This is a genomic window from Burkholderia sp. Ax-1724 (genome assembly GCF_011752995.1).
In the GTDB taxonomy this organism is placed as follows: Bacteria; Pseudomonadota; Gammaproteobacteria; order Burkholderiales; family Burkholderiaceae; genus Paraburkholderia.
This window is the reverse complement of the sequence record NZ_VWWL01000004.1, coordinates 65393-80205: the sequence shown is the minus strand read 5'-3', so window position 1 is coordinate 80205 and position 14813 is coordinate 65393. Positions and strand designations below refer to the sequence as shown.

Sequence of the window (14813 nt, the reverse complement as noted above, 5' to 3'; positions counted from 1 at the left end):
GTGGCGTCGTGCGCGCACATCAACAGCGCAAGAAACGAGCAGAAATACACTCGATAAAACGTGCTCGATCGCGCCTCGAAAACGTTCCGACACTCGCTCAGGCGAGATCGAGCGAAGCCGTCAGATCGCCGAGCGGCGCGAGAACGTTGCTCGCAAACGCTTTGTCGCGCGCAACCACGCCGTCGAGCGGCGCGAGTCCGTGCACGCGGGTGATGAAGCGCAGGATCGAGTTCGTGTCGTACACGGTGTGATCGACGTAGCCTTTCTTCGCGAGCGGCGAGATCACCAGCGCGGGAACGCGCGAACCCGGACCCCAGCGGTCGCCGACCGGCGGCGCGACGTGGTCCCACCAGCCGCCGTTTTCGTCGACGGTGACGATCACGACCGTGTTCTGCCATTGCGGGCCGCGCTGGATGTGCTCGATCAGCGTCGCGATATGGCGGTCGCCCGATTCGACGTCCGCGTAACCCGCGTGCATGTTCAGGTCGCCTTGCGGCTTGTAGAACGTGACGGTGGGCAAGCGGCCCGCATCGATATCGGCGATCAGGCGATTGGTCGACGCATCGTTGCCGAGGCCGCCGTCGCGCAGATAGCGGCGCCGCGCCTCGGTGCCCGGCGCGTAATTGGCGAAGTAGTTGAACGGCTGATGGTGGTACTGGAAGTCGGGCACCGCACCCGTGTCGCGATGATCGAGCGCGTATTGCCACGCGCCGCTATACCACGCCCAGTCGACACCCCTGGCCGTCAGGCGATCGCCGATCGTCGCGTAGTGCTGCGGCGGCATCACGCGCGGGTCCGACGGGTCCGCGAAAGCCGAGTCGCCGCCTTCGGCCGGACGCACGCTGCTCGGCTGATACGGCGGGGCCATCGTGTTGACGCCGTAGCCGTCGGGCGTGAACGCGCCGTCGTTGACGAATTTCGGCGGACCGTCGAGCGCCGAGGCGGGCGAGTTCGCCGCGAGTTTCAGGCGCGTGCCGGCCGGGCCGTCGCCGTCCAGGACCGACACCATTTTCTTCGCCGGGCTGTTGTGGATGTCGGGGTAGTACGGCGCCTGCGCCGAGATCAGGAAGATGTGGTTCAGCCACGAGCCGCCGAAAGCGGCCATGAAGAAGTTGTCGCACAGCGTGTATTGCTGCGCGAGATTCCACAGACGCAGCGTGTCGGCAGAGCTGCGGTAGTGCCCCATCACGAGGCCGCCCGAGTCGCCCCACGCGGCGAACTGGTTGTTGCGTCCCGCGTTGATCTGCATCTGGTTCTGATAGAAGCGATGGATCAGGTCGCGCGTGATGACGCCGTTCGGCAGCGGCTTGCCGTGCGCGTCGACAATCTGGAACGGCCGGTTGTGCAGAGGCTCGAGGTCCTTTTCGCCGATCATGTAGCGCTTGCCGCCCACTTCCTGCGCCTGCGGCACGAGCCCGCCCCAGATCGCCGGCAGGCGCGGCAGCGGCGTCTTGCCGTCGCGGTCGAGCTGCACGTAGCGTTCGGCGCCGACCGCATCGAGCGGATGCTGCACGCCCGGGTAATGGCCGTACAGGTTCGCGAAGCTGCGATTCTCGGCGTAGATCACCACGATGTTCTTCACCTGATCGTGCAGCGCGGCATCGAGCCGCAGATCGGCGGCGCTGCGCGGCGGCCCGTTGCCGGCAAGACCCTCGCCGGTCTTGCAGCCGGCCAGCGCGAGGCCGATGCCGACCGCCGCGAGACCGGTGAGGACGCGCCGGCGTTCGGGATCGTCGGGGGTGTCGGCGGCGTTGTCGATGCCGTTGGCGTTGTCGAGATGCGGCGGCTGGTGTGGATCGTGGTCGGTCATCGGTAAGTTCCGGTTGGACGTGACGCTTGCATCCGCGACGCACGAGGCGGCGCGCGCGACACCGGTTGCGAGTGCGCGGAGGCCGGCTGGCCTCGCGGTTTACCGCTTATGGCAGCCGACGCTTCACACGCCAGCTGCTGTGCGTCGCGTCGACGGCAAATAGTAGCCAGTGGCGCGCGGCCACGGGATGACGTTTTTGTGTCGCATAGCCGTCGACGGTCAATTCGAGTTCGTCATGCGCGCGCCGGTGGCAGGTGGCATGCGCGCCCGAGCCGTCCGCGAATTCGACGATCGCCTCGGCGCGGCTGGCCGCCTCAGTCGCGGCCGCGGGTTCGGGCAGATGCGCGATGCGCACCGCGCAGCCCGGATAAAGATGCGAGTCGGCAACCTGAATCTGCACGGCATCGGACATGGCATGCTCTCCCTACGCATGGGCGGCGCGAGAGCGCGGCAGTGCAGCATGCCGCGCAATGGACCGGCACAAAGAATAGCACCGCATCGGTGCGCCACGATGCGCCCGACGCGTGCGCGTCGCGCGCCGCGCACGCCGAACCGGCCGCATGGCCGGGCGCCGCATGCTTCGCGCTATGATGACGATCTATACACAGTGAATCGCAGAGAAATGGCAGCCAAGATGGCAAAAGAAGACCAGACAGGCGTGGGACGCAAACCGCTGAAGTCGCGCGCGGCGGCGGTTTCGACTGCACACAGCGAAGCGGCGCAGCCGCTCACGGAGAGCGCCGACGCAACCGGCGCCGCCGACGACGAAAACACCGGCGGCTCGACCTATCTGGTGCCGGGCCTCGAACGCGGCCTGCGCATCCTGGCCGAATTCAGCGCGCGCGAGCCGGTGCTTGGCGCGCCCGAGTTGTCGAAGCGGATCGGCATTCCGCGCACCACCACGTTTCGCCTGCTGCAGACGCTCGAAGCGCTTGGCTTTCTCGAACGCGCCAACGGCGACCGCTATTTCCGCCTGAGCGTCGCGGTGCTGCGGCTCGGCTTCGAGTACCTCAGTTCGCTCGAACTGACCGACATCGGCACGCCGATCCTCGAACGCCTGCGCGACACGACTGGCCTCAGCACGCATCTGCTGATCCGCGATCAGCGCGACGTCGTGTTCGTGGCGAAGGCGCAGACGCACGAGCCGATGTTCAGTTCGGTGAAGGTACACGTCGGCACGCGCCTGCCCGCGCATGCGACCGTGCATGGCCAGGTGCTGATGGGCGATCTGAGTTTCGAGGAATTGCGCCAGCTTTATCCGGAACCGCAGCTTCAGCGCTTCACCGAGCGCACGCCCGCGACGGTCGAAGAACTGTACGGGCGGGTGCGCGAGAGCGCGGCGCTCGGCTATGCGGTGAGCGAGGCGTCGTTCGAGCGGGGCATTTCCGTGGTGAGCGCGCCGGTGCGCGATCAGAGCGGCAAGATTGCCGCCGCGTTGACGATCACGATTCCGCGCTCCGACATCGGTGAAGTCGCCGAGCGCGAACCGCTCGTCATTGCCGTGTGCCAGGCGGCGCTCGATCTGTCCGAGCGTCTCAGCTACCGTCCGCGCCCGGACGATCCGACCGCGATGCAGGCACGGCGCCGGCGCGTCGCGGCTCATTGACCGCACGCCGTTCGGCGCTTGCTTCAGATCCTCCGGCGAGTCCCGCTGCCCTGCGCAGCCGGACTCGCCGTTTCACCTCGTCGGGCAGGTAATCAGAACGAGTGGTGGATGCCGCTCAGGACAATCGCCTGATTGCGGCTGCTCGACACGCCCGCGGTGAAGAACGCCGCATCGGTATTCGAACCCGCGCGCTGATACAGCGCGTTGACGTAGACCTGCGTCGACTTCGACAGCGCATAGATGTCGCCGATCATGAACTGCGTCCAGCGATGGCCGGCGAGCGTCGTGGTCGCGGCGCCGCCGGCGATCGTGTTGTACGGCGTGATCATCCAGTTCGCGCCGCCGTCGTAGCTCTGGTAGGTGTCCGAATGGCCGGCGCTTTCGAGCTTCACGCGCGTGTACAGGCCGTGCACGAGTACCTTGCCGAACTGGTACGACAGACCCGCGCCCATGTTCTGCAGCTTGTCGGCCATATAGGTCGCGGCCGGCTGACCCTGGAAGCTCGTGATGCCGGTCGTGACGATCGACGGCGTGCGGTTGTTTTCGTCGGAGTAGCTCGCGCCTGCCTTGAAGCCGCCGTTCGCATACGTTGCCGCGAAGCCGTATTCGCGGCCGGTCGCGAAGTTGGTCTGGTTGCCGAGGCCCATCATCGCGCCGACCGTGAAGCCGCCGAACGTCGCCGAGCGGAATTTCACCGAGTTGTCGTAAGGCACGATGGCGGTGTTGGCGAGCGCGTCGATGTTGCCCGGGTGGAACGCATACCAGCTCGCGCCCAGATAGGCTGTGCTGAACGTGCCGAGCACGTCGAAGCTGAACGGCGTCTGATGGCCGAAGGTCAGCGTGCCGATCGAGTCCGACGAGAGGCCCACGAAAGCCTGGCGATTGAACAGCGTGCCCGCTTTCGCCATCGCGCCGGTGTTCGTATAGAAGCCGTTTTCGAGCTGGAACACCGCCTTCAGGCCGTTACCGAGGTCTTCGACACCCTTCAGGCCCCAACGATCGGGCTGCGTGTTGCCCTGTTCCATCATCCACTTCGAGCTGCCGCCCACGTTGCTGATGTAGGCGACGCCGGCGTCGAGGCTGCCGTATAGCGTCACGCTGCTCTGCGCCCATGCGCAAGGGGTCATGCAAGCTGCCGTCAAGCCGGCCGCAATGATTTGCTTCACCGTTGGTTCTCCTGGTCCCTGATCCCGCGGCGCGGACTCTCGCCGGATGCGCCGTCGCTGACCTGTACTTGGGGTTGTCGATGCCGTTCTGATTTCTTTGCCAGAACCTCGTGGGTCTTACGTTCCATATATGGACAGACGTATCGCCTATGGAAAGTATAGTGAAGCCTCGAACGAGTAAATTAAATTTTGAGATCGGTATAAACCCGCACGCGGGGCGGCGCGTCCCTCTGCGGATTGCGCTCCGGCCATATCCATCAAAGGCCCGCGTGGTATGCGGTTGCGCGCGGCATGCGGCGCCTCGATGTATCGCCGATGCGACAGTCAGTGTTTTCCCCTAAGGAGCGATTTTTTTATTTTCTCCGCGCGGGACGACTCCTATAATTGACCATACACGAACTGATGTTCCTTATGTGGAACGAAGAGGCTCAGGAGAAGGCGAGAAATGACTGAACAATGGCGCTGCGCCGGACATGCCGGCGAACTGTCCGAAGACTCCCCGCTCGAGTTCAAGCTCGACGACACGGAAATCGGCATCTACAAGGTGGGCGACGAAATCTACGCGATGGAAAACGTCTGCCCGCACGCGTACGCGTTGCTGACGCAAGGCTTTGTCGACGGCGACACCGTCGAATGTCCGCTGCACGAAGCCGTGTTCCATATCCCGACCGGCAAGTGTCTGAAAGAGCCGGGCGGCCGTGACCTGAAGATGTACGCCGTACGTCTCGCAGGTGAAGAAATCCAGATCAAGGTGGAATGACATGCGAGAGGTAGCCGTGAATTTCAATCCCTTCCTGAAGCCGTGGCTGGCGCCGCAACCGAACAACGTCGCGGGTAAAGGCCTGATCGAAAAGCCGGGCGAGAGCAGCAACATGATCTGGCAGAACCGCAAGGCCGAGCCGACCCAGTACGAAAACGACTTCGGCGATGCGCTCGAACGTGTTTTCGAAGCCGGTGCGACGGAATTGCAGGAAGTCGCCGATGGCCTGAACCGCGACGGTTTCCGCACCGCCGAAGGCACTCAGTGGAACGCCGAGCGCCTCGCCGCCGAATTCCGCCTGCTCGCCGACTAGGCGCGCTCTCCCGAACACGTTTCATCGCATCCGTACTGGAGTCTCTTCATGACGTCCCCCACTACAACCGAAGGCACGGCTGATCCGATCAAGTCGTACCTCGACCAAGGTCTCCGCAATTACTGGTATCCGGTCGCCCCGAGCTGGCAGGTCGGCAACGCGCCGATCGGCGTGACCCGTCTCGGCGACCAGATCGTGCTGTGGCGCGATCAGGAAGGCAAAGTCCACGCGCTCGAAGACCGCTGCCCGCACCGTGGCGCGCGTCTGTCGCTCGGCTGGAACCTCGGCGGCAGCGTCGCATGCTGGTATCACGGCATCCAGGTGGACGGCAGCGGCACGGTCGTCAACGTGCCGGCGGTCGCGAGCTGCCCGCTCGAAGGCCAGAAGTGCGTGAAGTCGTATCCGGTCGAAGAACACGCCGGCGCGATCTTCCTGTGGTTCGGCGACGAAGCGCACAAGGAACCCGTGCCGCTCGTGCTGCCGGAAGAACTGGTCGGCGAGGAATACGCCAGCTTCCTGTGCATGTCGAACTGGAAGTGCAATTACCAGTACGCGATCGACAACGTGATGGACCCGATGCACGGCGCCTATCTGCACGCGACCTCGCACTCGATGGCCGAAGGCGACAAGCAGGCCGACATGCGCGTGCGCAAGACCGAAACCGGTCTGATGTTCGAAAAGATCGGCCAGCGCGACGTCAACTTCGACTGGGTCGAACTCGGCGAAACCGGCGCCCTGTGGATGCGCCTCGCGATTCCCTACAAGAAGAAGTTCGGCCCGGGCGGCAGCTTCGGCATCATCGGCTTCGCGGTGCCGGTCGAGGGCGACAATTGCCAGGTCTACTTCTGGCGTACCCGCAAGGTGCAGGGCTGGCAGCGCGACGCATGGCGCTTCCTGTATCGCAACCGTCTCGAAGGTCTGCACTGGGACGTGCTCGAACAGGACCGCTACGTTCTCGAAAGCCTCGCGCCGAACGCGCGCGATCACGAGTTCCTGTATCAGCACGACGTCGGCATGACGCGCGTGCGCCGCATGCTGCGCCAACGCGCGCAACAGCACGTCACCGACCTCGACGCCTATCGCGCGGCAGCGGCCGCTGCCGCGCCGGCCACCACCGAAGCCGGTCACAGCCATGCATAACGACGCACTCGCAGCGCTCAAGGGCCGGCGCGTTCTCGTCACGGGCGGCGCGCGCGGTCTCGGCGCGGCGTTCGTCCGCGCGCTCGTGGAAGCCGGTGCCCAGGTCGTGTTCGGCGACGTGCTGCACGACGCGGGCCGTGCGCTCGCGGCATCGCTGAAGGAACAGGGCCACGCGGCGACCTACCTGCCGCTCGACCTTGCCGATCCGGCCAGCGTCAAGCAGTTCGCCGAGCAGGGCGCGGCGCAGTTCGGCGGCCTCGACGCGCTGATCAACAACGCGGCAATCACCAATTCCGGCGGCAAGTTCGCGGACGAATTGACGGTCGATACGTGGGACGCCGTGATGAACGTCAACGTGCGCGGCACCTGGCTCATGAGCACCGCCGCGCTGCCGTATCTGCGCGACTCGGGCCGTGGCGCCGTCGTCAACATCGCCTCGGACACGGCGATGTGGGGCGCGCCGAAGCTGCTCGCGTACGTCGCGAGCAAGGGCGCCGTGATCTCGATGACGCGCTCGCTTGCGCGCGAATTCGGCGCGCACGGCGTGACCGTCAACGCGATCGCGCCGGGCCTGACCGAAGTCGAGGCGACCGCCTACGTGCCGGCGGAGCGCCATCAGTATTACCTGCAAGGCCGCGCGCTCACGCGCGCACAAGTGCCCGACGACGTAACCGGGCCGGTGTTGTTCCTGTTGTCCGATGCCGCCCGCTTTGTGACCGGCCAATTGCTGCCGGTCAACGGCGGCTTCGTGATGAATTGATCTTGTCGAATCGAAAGGAGAAACAGATGGCGGACGTTGACAACGAACGCAAGTCCTGGGACCAACCCGCGGACGCGAACTTCCAGCAGTGGCTGGACGGCCGCGTCGCGCGCTTCGAAACGCGTCGCTACGACTGGGACGCGCTGAAATTCCAGGCCGACTACGACCCGAAGTATCGCCGTGCGCAGATGCGCTACGTCGGCACGGGCGGCACCGGCGTCGCGAAGGACATGAACACCGTGCCGGCAGGCGGCTTCACGTTCTCGACGATGGTGATCCCGGCCGGCAACATCGGCCCGAGCCATATTCATATGGATGTCGAAGAAATTTTCTTCGTGCTGCGCGGCAAGATGAAGGTGGTCTGCGAGCGTGACGGCGAAACGTGGGAAGCCGTGCTCGGCGAGCGCGACCTGATCTCGGTGCCGCCCGGCGTGTACCGCTCGGAGATCAACGTGGGCGAGGAAGACGCGCTGATGTGCGTGATGCTCGGTTCGCCGAAGCCGATCACGCCGACGTATCCGCCGGATTCGCCACTCGCGAAGATCAAGCGCGATCTGGCTGCAAACAAGGCGTAACCGCAGCACCACTGAGGCGCAATTGAAGTACCGCGCAATCGTCGAGCCGTTCACGTCGTTTCACTTCACCCGCGAAGGCAATCATGTCCGTAGTCCCGTCCGCCAATGCCGATCAGCCTGCCGCGCTCGAAGCGCGTCTCGCGCGCTATCCGGCGCAGCACAGCAGCCTGGCCGCGCAACGCGTCGTGAGCTATCGCGAAGCCGGCCAGGCCGGCAACGATGCGCTGCCGCTCGTGCTGCTGCATGGCATCGGTTCGGGCGCGGCATCGTGGGTGCAGCAGTTCGACGCGCTCGGCGCGACACGCCGCGTGCTGGCCTGGGATGCGCCGGGGTATGGCGCATCCACGCCGGTCGCGGCGGCTTCGCCGCTCGCTCAGGACTACGCGGCCGTATTGAAGGAATGGCTCGACACGCTCGGCATCGAACGCTGCGTGCTGGTCGGGCATTCGCTCGGCGCGATCATCGCCGGCGCATGCGCGCTTGCGCATCCGCAGCGTCTTGCCGGTCTGCTGCTGCTGTCGCCCGCGGGCGGCTACGGCGCGGCGTCCGCTGAAGTGCGCGACGCGAAACGCGATCAGCGTCTCGCGATGCTCAACGAACTCGGCCCGCAAGGGCTCGCCGAAAAACGCAGCGCCAACATGCTGTCCGCTCACGCGAACGACGCGGCGCGCGCATGGGTGCGCTGGAACATGGCGCGCGTGATCCCGCACGGTTACGCGCAGGCCACGCATCTGCTCGCCAACGCCGATCTTGCCGGCGACCTCGCGCGCTACGAAGGCCGCGTCGACGTCGCGGTCGGCGCCGAAGACACGATTACCGCGCCCGAAGCCTGCGAAAAGATCGCGCTCGCCGCGCGCACCCGCCTGCAGATCGTGCCGCGCGCGGGACATGCGGGCTATATCGAAGAACCCGCCGCGTACACCGCGATCATCGATACGTTCAGCCGCGCAAGCGGCATCTAACCGAGCCAACGCGGAGCCATGCAATGACGCCCGATACGCCTGATGCGCCCGACGCCGAGCGCAACGAAACCAGCAGCGATTCCGGCTACCGGGTGCCCGGTCTCGAACGAGGCCTGAACATCCTGATGGAGTTCTCGCCGCGCGAGCCGGTGCTCGGCGCGCCGGAACTGTCGCGCCGCCTGAACATTCCGCGCACGACGGTGTTCCGTTTGCTGCAGACGCTCGAATCGCTCGGCTTTCTCGAACGCGCCGACAAGGACCGCAACTATCGCCTCGGCATCGCGGTGCTGCGGCTCGGCTTCGAATACCTGAGCTCGCTGGAGCTGACCGACCTCGGCCTGCCGATCATCGAGCGGCTGCGCGACGACACCGGCCTCACGAGCCATATCGTGATTCGCGACGGACGCGACGTGGTGTTCGTCGCCAAGGCGCAAAGCCATGCGCCGATTTTCAGCTCGGTGAAGGTCAACGTCGGCACGCGCCTGCCCGCCTATGCGACGACGCACGGCCAGGTGCTGATGGGCGACCTGACGCTCGACGACCTGAAGAAGCTCTATCCCGAGCCGGAACTGGAGCGCTTCACCGCGCAGACGCCGGCCACGGTCAACGAACTCTACGAACGGATTCGCGACGACGCGCGGCGCGGCTTCGCGATCAGCGAGTCGTCGTTCGAGCGCGGCATTTCGGTGGTCAGTGCGCCGGTGCGCAACGACACGAACCGCATCGTCGCGGTCATCACGACGACGATCCCGCGCCGCGAGATCGACGTGTCGCTGCTCGACGGCGGGCTCGTCGACAAGGTGCGCCGCGCGGCCGAAGAACTGTCGCAGCGGCTCAATTACCGGCCGAAGCTCGGACCGAACGCAGGCAACAAATACATGAAGGCACTGGGGCTCTGATGATCCAAATCGATTTGACCGGACAGGTGGCGGTGGTGACGGGCGGTTCGTCCGGCATCGGTCTCGCGACCGCCGAACTGTTTCTGCAAGCGGGTGCGTCGGTCGCGATCTGCGGCCGCGACAGCGAGCGTCTCGCGAAAGCGCAAGCCGCGCTCGTCGCGAAGTTTCCCGGCGCGCAACTGCTCGCGCAGCGCTGCAACGTGCTCGATGCCGACGAAGTGAGCGCATTCGCGCAGGCCGTGCAGCAGCGCTTCGGCCGCACCGACATGCTCGTGAACAACGCGGGCCAGGGGCGCGTCTCGACCTTCGCCGACACGAGCGACGACGCATGGCGCGAAGAGCTCGACCTGAAGTATTTCGGCGTGATCCGCCCGACGCGCGCGTTTCTGCCGATGCTCGACGACACCGCCGGCGCCGGCCGCAACGCGGCCATCGTCAACGTGAATTCGCTGCTCGCGCTGCAGCCCGAGCCGCACATGGTGGCGACCTCGTCGGCGCGCGCGGGTCTGCTGAGTCTCACGAAGTCGCTCGCGGTCGAACTCGCGCCGCAGCGCATCCGCGTCAACTCGATCCTGATCGGCATCGTCGAGTCGGGGCAGTGGCGCCGCCGCTACGAGACCCAGGCGCAGCCGGGCCAGAGCTGGGAAGACTGGACCGGCGAGCTGGCGCGCAAGAAAAACATTCCACTGGGCCGTTTCGGTCGTCCCGAAGAGGCCGCTCAAGCGCTTTTTTATCTGGCTACCACGCTGTCGTCGTACACGACGGGCAGTCACATCGATGTTTCTGGAGGCGTTGCACGACATGTCTAATAAAACCACCGTTGGCGAACTGATCGCCGCCTTTCTCGAGCAATGCGGCGTCCAAACCGCATTCGGCGTGATCTCGATCCACAACATGCCGATCCTCGACGCAATCAACACGCGCGGCAAGATCCGCTATGTCGGCGCGCGCGGCGAAGCCGGCGCGGTGAACATGGCCGACGGCCTTGCGCGCGTCTCGGGCGGCCTCGGCGTCGCGTTCACGAGCACGGGCACCGCGGCGGGCAACGCAGCGGGCGCGATGGTCGAAGCGCTGACGGCGGGCACCGCACTGCTGCACGTGACCGGCCAGATCGAAACCGAATACCTCGACCAGGACCTCGCGTATATCCACGAAGCGCCGGACCAGCTCTCGATGCTGCAATCGATCTCGAAGGCCGCGTTCCGCGTGCGTTCGGTCGAAACCGCGCTGCCGACGATCCGCGAAGCCGTGCGCGTTGCGCAAACGGCGCCGAGCGGCCCGGTCAGCGTCGAGATTCCGATCGACATCCAGGCGGCCGAAATCGAGTGGCCGAACGATCTCGCCGCGCCCCACGTGACGACGCTCACGCATTGCAAGGACCGCGTCGCGCAACTCGCCGAACAACTGACGAAGGCGAAGCGCCCGCTGCTGTGGCTCGGCGGCGGCACGCGCCACGCGCGCGCGGCGGTCGAGCGTCTGGTCGCACTCGGCTTCGGCGTCGTGACGAGCGTGCAGGGCCGTGGCGTGCTGCCGGAAGATCATCCGGCCACGCTCGGCGCGTTCAACGTGCACTCGGCGGTCGAGAGCTTCTACAAGACCTGTGACGCGCTCGTCGTGGTCGGCTCGCGTCTGCGCGGCAATGAAACGCTGAAGTACAAGCTCGCGCTGCCGCAGCCGCTGTATCGCATCGACGCCGACGCGCTGGCCGACAACCGCGGTTATCGCAACGAGATGTTCATTCACGGCGACGCCTCCGCGGTGCTCGAGGAACTCGCGACGCTGCTCGAAGGCAGGCTGAAGGTCGATCCGCAGTTCGCGCAGGACCTCGCTGCCGCGCGCGAAAGCGCGGTTGCCGACGTCGCCAAGGGTCTGGGTCCGTACAAGCGTCTCGTCGACGCGCTGCAGGACGCCGTGGGCCGCGACTACAACTGGGTGCGCGACGTCACGATCTCGAACAGCACGTGGGGCAACCGCCTCTTGAAGATCTTCTCGCCGCGCGCGGGCGTGCATGCGCTCGGCGGCGGCATCGGCCAGGGCATGCAGATGGGCATCGGCGCGGCGCTCGCGGGCAATGCGGCGAAGACCGTCGCGCTGTGCGGCGACGGCGGCTTGATGGTCAACGTCGGCGAACTCGCGACGGCCGTGCAGGAAAACGCCAACGTGATGATCGTGCTGATGAACGACCAGTGCTACGGCGTGATCCGCAACATCCAGGACGCGCAATACGGCGGCCGCCGCTGCTACGTGCAACTGCATCAGCCGGATTTCGCACAGTTCTGCGCGAGCTTGAAGCTGCCGCACTACCGCATCAAGTCGCTCGACGACGCCGCCGCGATCATCCGCGAAGGCATGGCGCAGACCGGCCCGGTGCTGGTCGAGGTGGACATGCTGTCGGTCGGCACCTTCGCGACCCAGTTCGCGGGCCCGCCGGTCAAGGAAAAGGAGCCGCAACATGCATGAGGTCGGCTACGCGGGGCATCACGCGCCCCTTGATGTCGCGATGATCGGCTTCGGCGCGATTGGCCAGGCGGTGTACCGCTCGGTCGCCGGCGATCCGGCCGTGCGCGTCTCGCATGTGATCGTTCCCGAGAAGCAGCTGACGTCGGTGCGCGACATGGTGGGCGCGGGCGTCGACGTGGTGTCGTCGGTGGCGGCGCTCAGCACGAAGCCGCAGTTCGCGCTCGAATGCGCGGGCCACAGCGCGCTCGTCGATCACATCGTGCCGCTGCTGAAGTCGGGCACCGATTGCGCGGTTGCGTCGATCGGTGCGCTCTCCGACGTCGCGCTGCTCGACGCGCTCGCCGCCGCGGCCGATGCGGGCGACGCGACGGTCACGCTGCTGTCGGGCGCGATCGGCGGTATCGATGCGATTGCCTCGGCGCGTTTCGGCGGTCTCGACGAAGTGCTGTACACGGGCCGCAAGCCGCCGATCGGCTGGCTCGGCACGCCGGCCGAAGAGGTCTGCGACCTGCGCACGCTCGCCGAAGAGAAGGTGATCTTCGAAGGCACCGCGCGCGATGCGGCGCGGCTCTATCCGAAGAACGCCAACGTTGCCGCGACCATCGCGCTCGCCGGGCTCGGCCTCGACAACACGACGGTCAAGCTGATCGCCGATCCGAACGTGACGCGCAATGTGCACCGCATTCTCGCGCGCGGCGCGTTCGGCGAGATGTCGCTCGAAATGAGCGGCAAGCCGCTGCCGGACAACCCGAAGACGTCCGCGCTGACCGCTTACAGCGCGATCCGCGCGCTGCGCAATCGCGCCGCGCGTTGCGTGATCTAAGACCCACCAGGCCCCCGGCCTGCAAGCAACCGGAATGACCGACATGACTCACTTCGATACCAGCCTCGTGCCCAACGGCGATATTTTTATCGGCGGCGAATGGCGGCAAGGGCGCGGCAACCCGTATAAAAGCCTGTATCCGGCGGATCAGTCGGTCAACATGGAAATCTCGACGGCCAGCGCCGACGACGCGCGCGAGGCGGTCGAAGCCGCCGACGCCGCGTGGCGCAAGCCGGACTGGTCGGGTCTGAAGCCGCATCAGCGCGCGCTGATCCTGTACCGCATCGCCGACCTCATCATGGCGCGCCACGAAGCGCTCGCGAATCTGCAGCGCCGCGACAACGGCAAGCCGATCGGCGAGACGCGCGTGCTGGTCGCGAGCGCGGCGAATACGTTCCGCTATTTCGCGGCCTGCCTCGAAACGCTCGACGAAGAAGTTACGCCGTCGCGCGGCGACTATCTGACGATGAGCCTCTACGAGCCGATCGGCGTGATCGCGGCGATCACGCCGTGGAATTCGCCGATCGCTTCCGACGCGCAGAAACTCGCGCCGGCGCTCGCGGCCGGCAACGCGGTGGTGCTGAAGCCCGCCGAAGTCACGCCGCTCGTCTCGCTCGCGCTCGCGCGCATCTGCGAGGAAGCGGGCGTGCCGAAGGGCATCGTGAGCGTGCTGCCGGGCAAGGGCTCGGTGATCGGCGACGTGCTCGTGCGCCATCCGCTCGTGAGGAAAGTGTCGTTTACGGGCGGCACCGAAGTGGGCCGCGGCATCGCGCGCATCGCAGCGGACAAGCTGATGCCGGTGTCGCTCGAACTCGGCGGCAAGTCGCCGACCATCGTGTTCGACGACGCCGATCTCGATCATGCGGTCAATGGCGTGCTGTACGGCATCTTCAGCTCGTCGGGCGAGGCGTGCATCGCGGGCTCGCGTCTGTTCGTGCAGCGCTCGATCTACGACACATTCATGCAGCGTCTCGTCGAAGGCGCGCGCAAGCTGCGCGTCGGCGATCCGTCGCGCGACAACACGCAGATGGGTCCGCTGATTACGCAGGCGCATCGCGAATCGGTCGAGCGTTATATCGCGCTCGGCCTCGAAGAAGGCGGCCGTCTGCTGTGCGGCGGCGAGCGTCCGGTCGGCGACGGCCGCGAAGCGGGCACCTATCTGCAACCGACGATTCTCGACGGCCTCACTAACGAGGCGCGCATCTGCCAGGAGGAAATCTTTGGGCCGGTGCTCGTCGCGATGCCGTTCGACGACGAAGCCGCGCTGCTCAAGGCAGCGAACCACAGTGTGTTCGGCCTCGCCGCCGGCATCTGGACGCGCGACTACAAGCGCGCCTACCGCACCGCGCGCGCGCTCGAAGCCGGCACGATCTGGATCAACACCTACAAGCTGTTCTCGATCTCGACGCCGTTCAGCGGCTGGAAGGAGAGCGGTATGGGACGCGAAAAGGGCCGTCTCGGCATTCGCGAATACATGCAACAGAAGAGCCTCTACTGGGGCTTGAACGAAGCGCCGTTGGCGTGGGCGAACTAAGGCAG

The 14813-nt window shown here is 66.0% G+C and carries 15 protein-coding genes; 12 read left to right on the top strand and 3 right to left on the bottom strand.

The features are described from left to right. Positions 1 to 97 precede the first annotated feature (97 nt). Together F3J19_RS06190 and F3J19_RS06185 are read right to left on the bottom strand one after the other, a co-directional pair. The gene (locus F3J19_RS06190) at positions 98 to 1810 is read right to left on the bottom strand and encodes an acid phosphatase (protein ID WP_167038854.1); all 1713 of its coding nucleotides are present in this window, start codon (positions 1808 to 1810) and stop codon (positions 98 to 100) included. A 106-nt stretch (positions 1811 to 1916) separates the two neighbouring features. Continuing rightward, positions 1917 to 2222, bottom strand: coding sequence for a hypothetical protein (locus tag F3J19_RS06185; RefSeq protein WP_167038851.1), 306 nt, complete (start codon positions 2220 to 2222; stop codon positions 1917 to 1919). A gap of 222 nt (positions 2223 to 2444) precedes the next feature. Here F3J19_RS06185 and F3J19_RS06180 point away from each other — a divergent pair, with 222 nt between their 5' ends. Then, positions 2445 to 3416, top strand: a complete 972-nt coding sequence (locus F3J19_RS06180) for an IclR family transcriptional regulator (protein ID WP_167038849.1) — start codon at positions 2445 to 2447, stop codon at positions 3414 to 3416. A gap of 92 nt (positions 3417 to 3508) precedes the next feature. Here the strand turns inward: F3J19_RS06180 and F3J19_RS06175 are convergent, their stop codons facing one another. Next, a complete protein-coding gene (locus tag F3J19_RS06175) occupies positions 3509 to 4582 on the bottom strand; it encodes a porin (protein ID WP_167038847.1) in 1074 nt (357 codons plus the stop codon). A gap of 445 nt (positions 4583 to 5027) precedes the next feature. Between F3J19_RS06175 and F3J19_RS06170 the strand changes: the two genes are divergently transcribed. The 11 genes from F3J19_RS06170 (at position 5028) to F3J19_RS06120 (ending at position 14808) form a co-directional block, all read left to right on the top strand. Then, positions 5028 to 5342, top strand: a complete 315-nt coding sequence (locus tag F3J19_RS06170) for a non-heme iron oxygenase ferredoxin subunit (protein WP_167038845.1) — start codon at positions 5028 to 5030, stop codon at positions 5340 to 5342. A gap of 1 nt (position 5343) precedes the next feature. After that, complete coding sequence (locus tag F3J19_RS06165) at positions 5344 to 5655, top strand: recombinase-like helix-turn-helix domain-containing protein (RefSeq protein ID WP_167038843.1); 312 nt, start codon at positions 5344 to 5346, stop codon at positions 5653 to 5655. A 48-nt stretch (positions 5656 to 5703) separates the two neighbouring features. Next, entirely contained in the window at positions 5704 to 6795 is a 1092-nt protein-coding gene (locus F3J19_RS06160) for an aromatic ring-hydroxylating dioxygenase subunit alpha (protein WP_167038842.1), read from the top strand. Then, complete coding sequence (locus tag F3J19_RS06155; RefSeq protein ID WP_167038840.1) at positions 6788 to 7555, top strand: SDR family oxidoreductase; 768 nt, start codon at positions 6788 to 6790, stop codon at positions 7553 to 7555. Before F3J19_RS06160 ends, F3J19_RS06155 begins: the two co-directional genes overlap by 8 nt. A gap of 26 nt (positions 7556 to 7581) precedes the next feature. Continuing rightward, on the top strand, positions 7582 to 8130 hold the full coding sequence (locus F3J19_RS06150) for a cupin domain-containing protein (RefSeq protein ID WP_167038837.1): 549 nt from the start codon (positions 7582 to 7584) through the stop codon (positions 8128 to 8130). Positions 8131 to 8213: 83 nt separating this feature from the next. Beyond that, complete coding sequence (locus F3J19_RS06145) at positions 8214 to 9092, top strand: alpha/beta fold hydrolase (protein WP_167038835.1); 879 nt, start codon at positions 8214 to 8216, stop codon at positions 9090 to 9092. A gap of 23 nt (positions 9093 to 9115) precedes the next feature. Continuing rightward, positions 9116 to 9991, top strand: coding sequence for an IclR family transcriptional regulator (locus tag F3J19_RS06140; protein ID WP_167038833.1), 876 nt, complete (start codon positions 9116 to 9118; stop codon positions 9989 to 9991). Further along, the gene (locus tag F3J19_RS06135; RefSeq protein ID WP_167038831.1) at positions 9991 to 10800 is read left to right on the top strand and encodes an SDR family oxidoreductase; all 810 of its coding nucleotides are present in this window, start codon (positions 9991 to 9993) and stop codon (positions 10798 to 10800) included. The genes F3J19_RS06140 and F3J19_RS06135 overlap by 1 nt, the downstream gene beginning before the upstream one ends. Next, entirely contained in the window at positions 10793 to 12451 is a 1659-nt protein-coding gene (locus F3J19_RS06130) for a thiamine pyrophosphate-binding protein (RefSeq protein WP_167038829.1), read from the top strand. Before F3J19_RS06135 ends, F3J19_RS06130 begins: the two co-directional genes overlap by 8 nt. Next, positions 12444 to 13274 carry an aspartate dehydrogenase gene (locus F3J19_RS06125; protein ID WP_167038827.1) on the top strand — a complete coding sequence of 277 codons (831 nt, stop codon included), beginning with the start codon at positions 12444 to 12446 and terminating at the stop codon, positions 13272 to 13274. Before F3J19_RS06130 ends, F3J19_RS06125 begins: the two co-directional genes overlap by 8 nt. A gap of 43 nt (positions 13275 to 13317) precedes the next feature. Continuing rightward, complete coding sequence (locus F3J19_RS06120) at positions 13318 to 14808, top strand: aldehyde dehydrogenase (RefSeq protein WP_167038825.1); 1491 nt, start codon at positions 13318 to 13320, stop codon at positions 14806 to 14808. Positions 14809 to 14813 lie beyond the last annotated feature (5 nt).

What these genes read in the sequence shown, in the direction of transcription:
- F3J19_RS06130 (WP_167038829.1), top strand. Translation starts at nt 10,793, where the DNA reads ATGTCTAATAAAACCACCGTTGGCGAACTGATCGCCGCCTTTCTCGAG.
- F3J19_RS06160 (WP_167038842.1), top strand. Translation starts at nt 5,704, where the DNA reads ATGACGTCCCCCACTACAACCGAAGGCACGGCTGATCCGATCAAGTCG.
- F3J19_RS06140 (WP_167038833.1), top strand. Translation starts at nt 9,116, where the DNA reads ATGACGCCCGATACGCCTGATGCGCCCGACGCCGAGCGCAACGAAACC.
- F3J19_RS06120 (WP_167038825.1), top strand. Translation starts at nt 13,318, where the DNA reads ATGACTCACTTCGATACCAGCCTCGTGCCCAACGGCGATATTTTTATC.
- F3J19_RS06170 (WP_167038845.1), top strand. Translation starts at nt 5,028, where the DNA reads ATGACTGAACAATGGCGCTGCGCCGGACATGCCGGCGAACTGTCCGAA.
- F3J19_RS06125 (WP_167038827.1), top strand. Translation starts at nt 12,444, where the DNA reads ATGCATGAGGTCGGCTACGCGGGGCATCACGCGCCCCTTGATGTCGCG.
- F3J19_RS06165 (WP_167038843.1), top strand. Translation starts at nt 5,344, where the DNA reads ATGCGAGAGGTAGCCGTGAATTTCAATCCCTTCCTGAAGCCGTGGCTG.
- F3J19_RS06180 (WP_167038849.1), top strand. Translation starts at nt 2,445, where the DNA reads ATGGCAAAAGAAGACCAGACAGGCGTGGGACGCAAACCGCTGAAGTCG.
- F3J19_RS06150 (WP_167038837.1), top strand. Translation starts at nt 7,582, where the DNA reads ATGGCGGACGTTGACAACGAACGCAAGTCCTGGGACCAACCCGCGGAC.
- F3J19_RS06155 (WP_167038840.1), top strand. Translation starts at nt 6,788, where the DNA reads ATGCATAACGACGCACTCGCAGCGCTCAAGGGCCGGCGCGTTCTCGTC.
- F3J19_RS06145 (WP_167038835.1), top strand. Translation starts at nt 8,214, where the DNA reads ATGTCCGTAGTCCCGTCCGCCAATGCCGATCAGCCTGCCGCGCTCGAA.
- F3J19_RS06190 (WP_167038854.1), bottom strand. Translation starts at nt 1,810, where the DNA reads ATGACCGACCACGATCCACACCAGCCGCCGCATCTCGACAACGCCAAC.
- F3J19_RS06185 (WP_167038851.1), bottom strand. Translation starts at nt 2,222, where the DNA reads ATGTCCGATGCCGTGCAGATTCAGGTTGCCGACTCGCATCTTTATCCG.
- F3J19_RS06135 (WP_167038831.1), top strand. Translation starts at nt 9,991, where the DNA reads ATGATCCAAATCGATTTGACCGGACAGGTGGCGGTGGTGACGGGCGGT.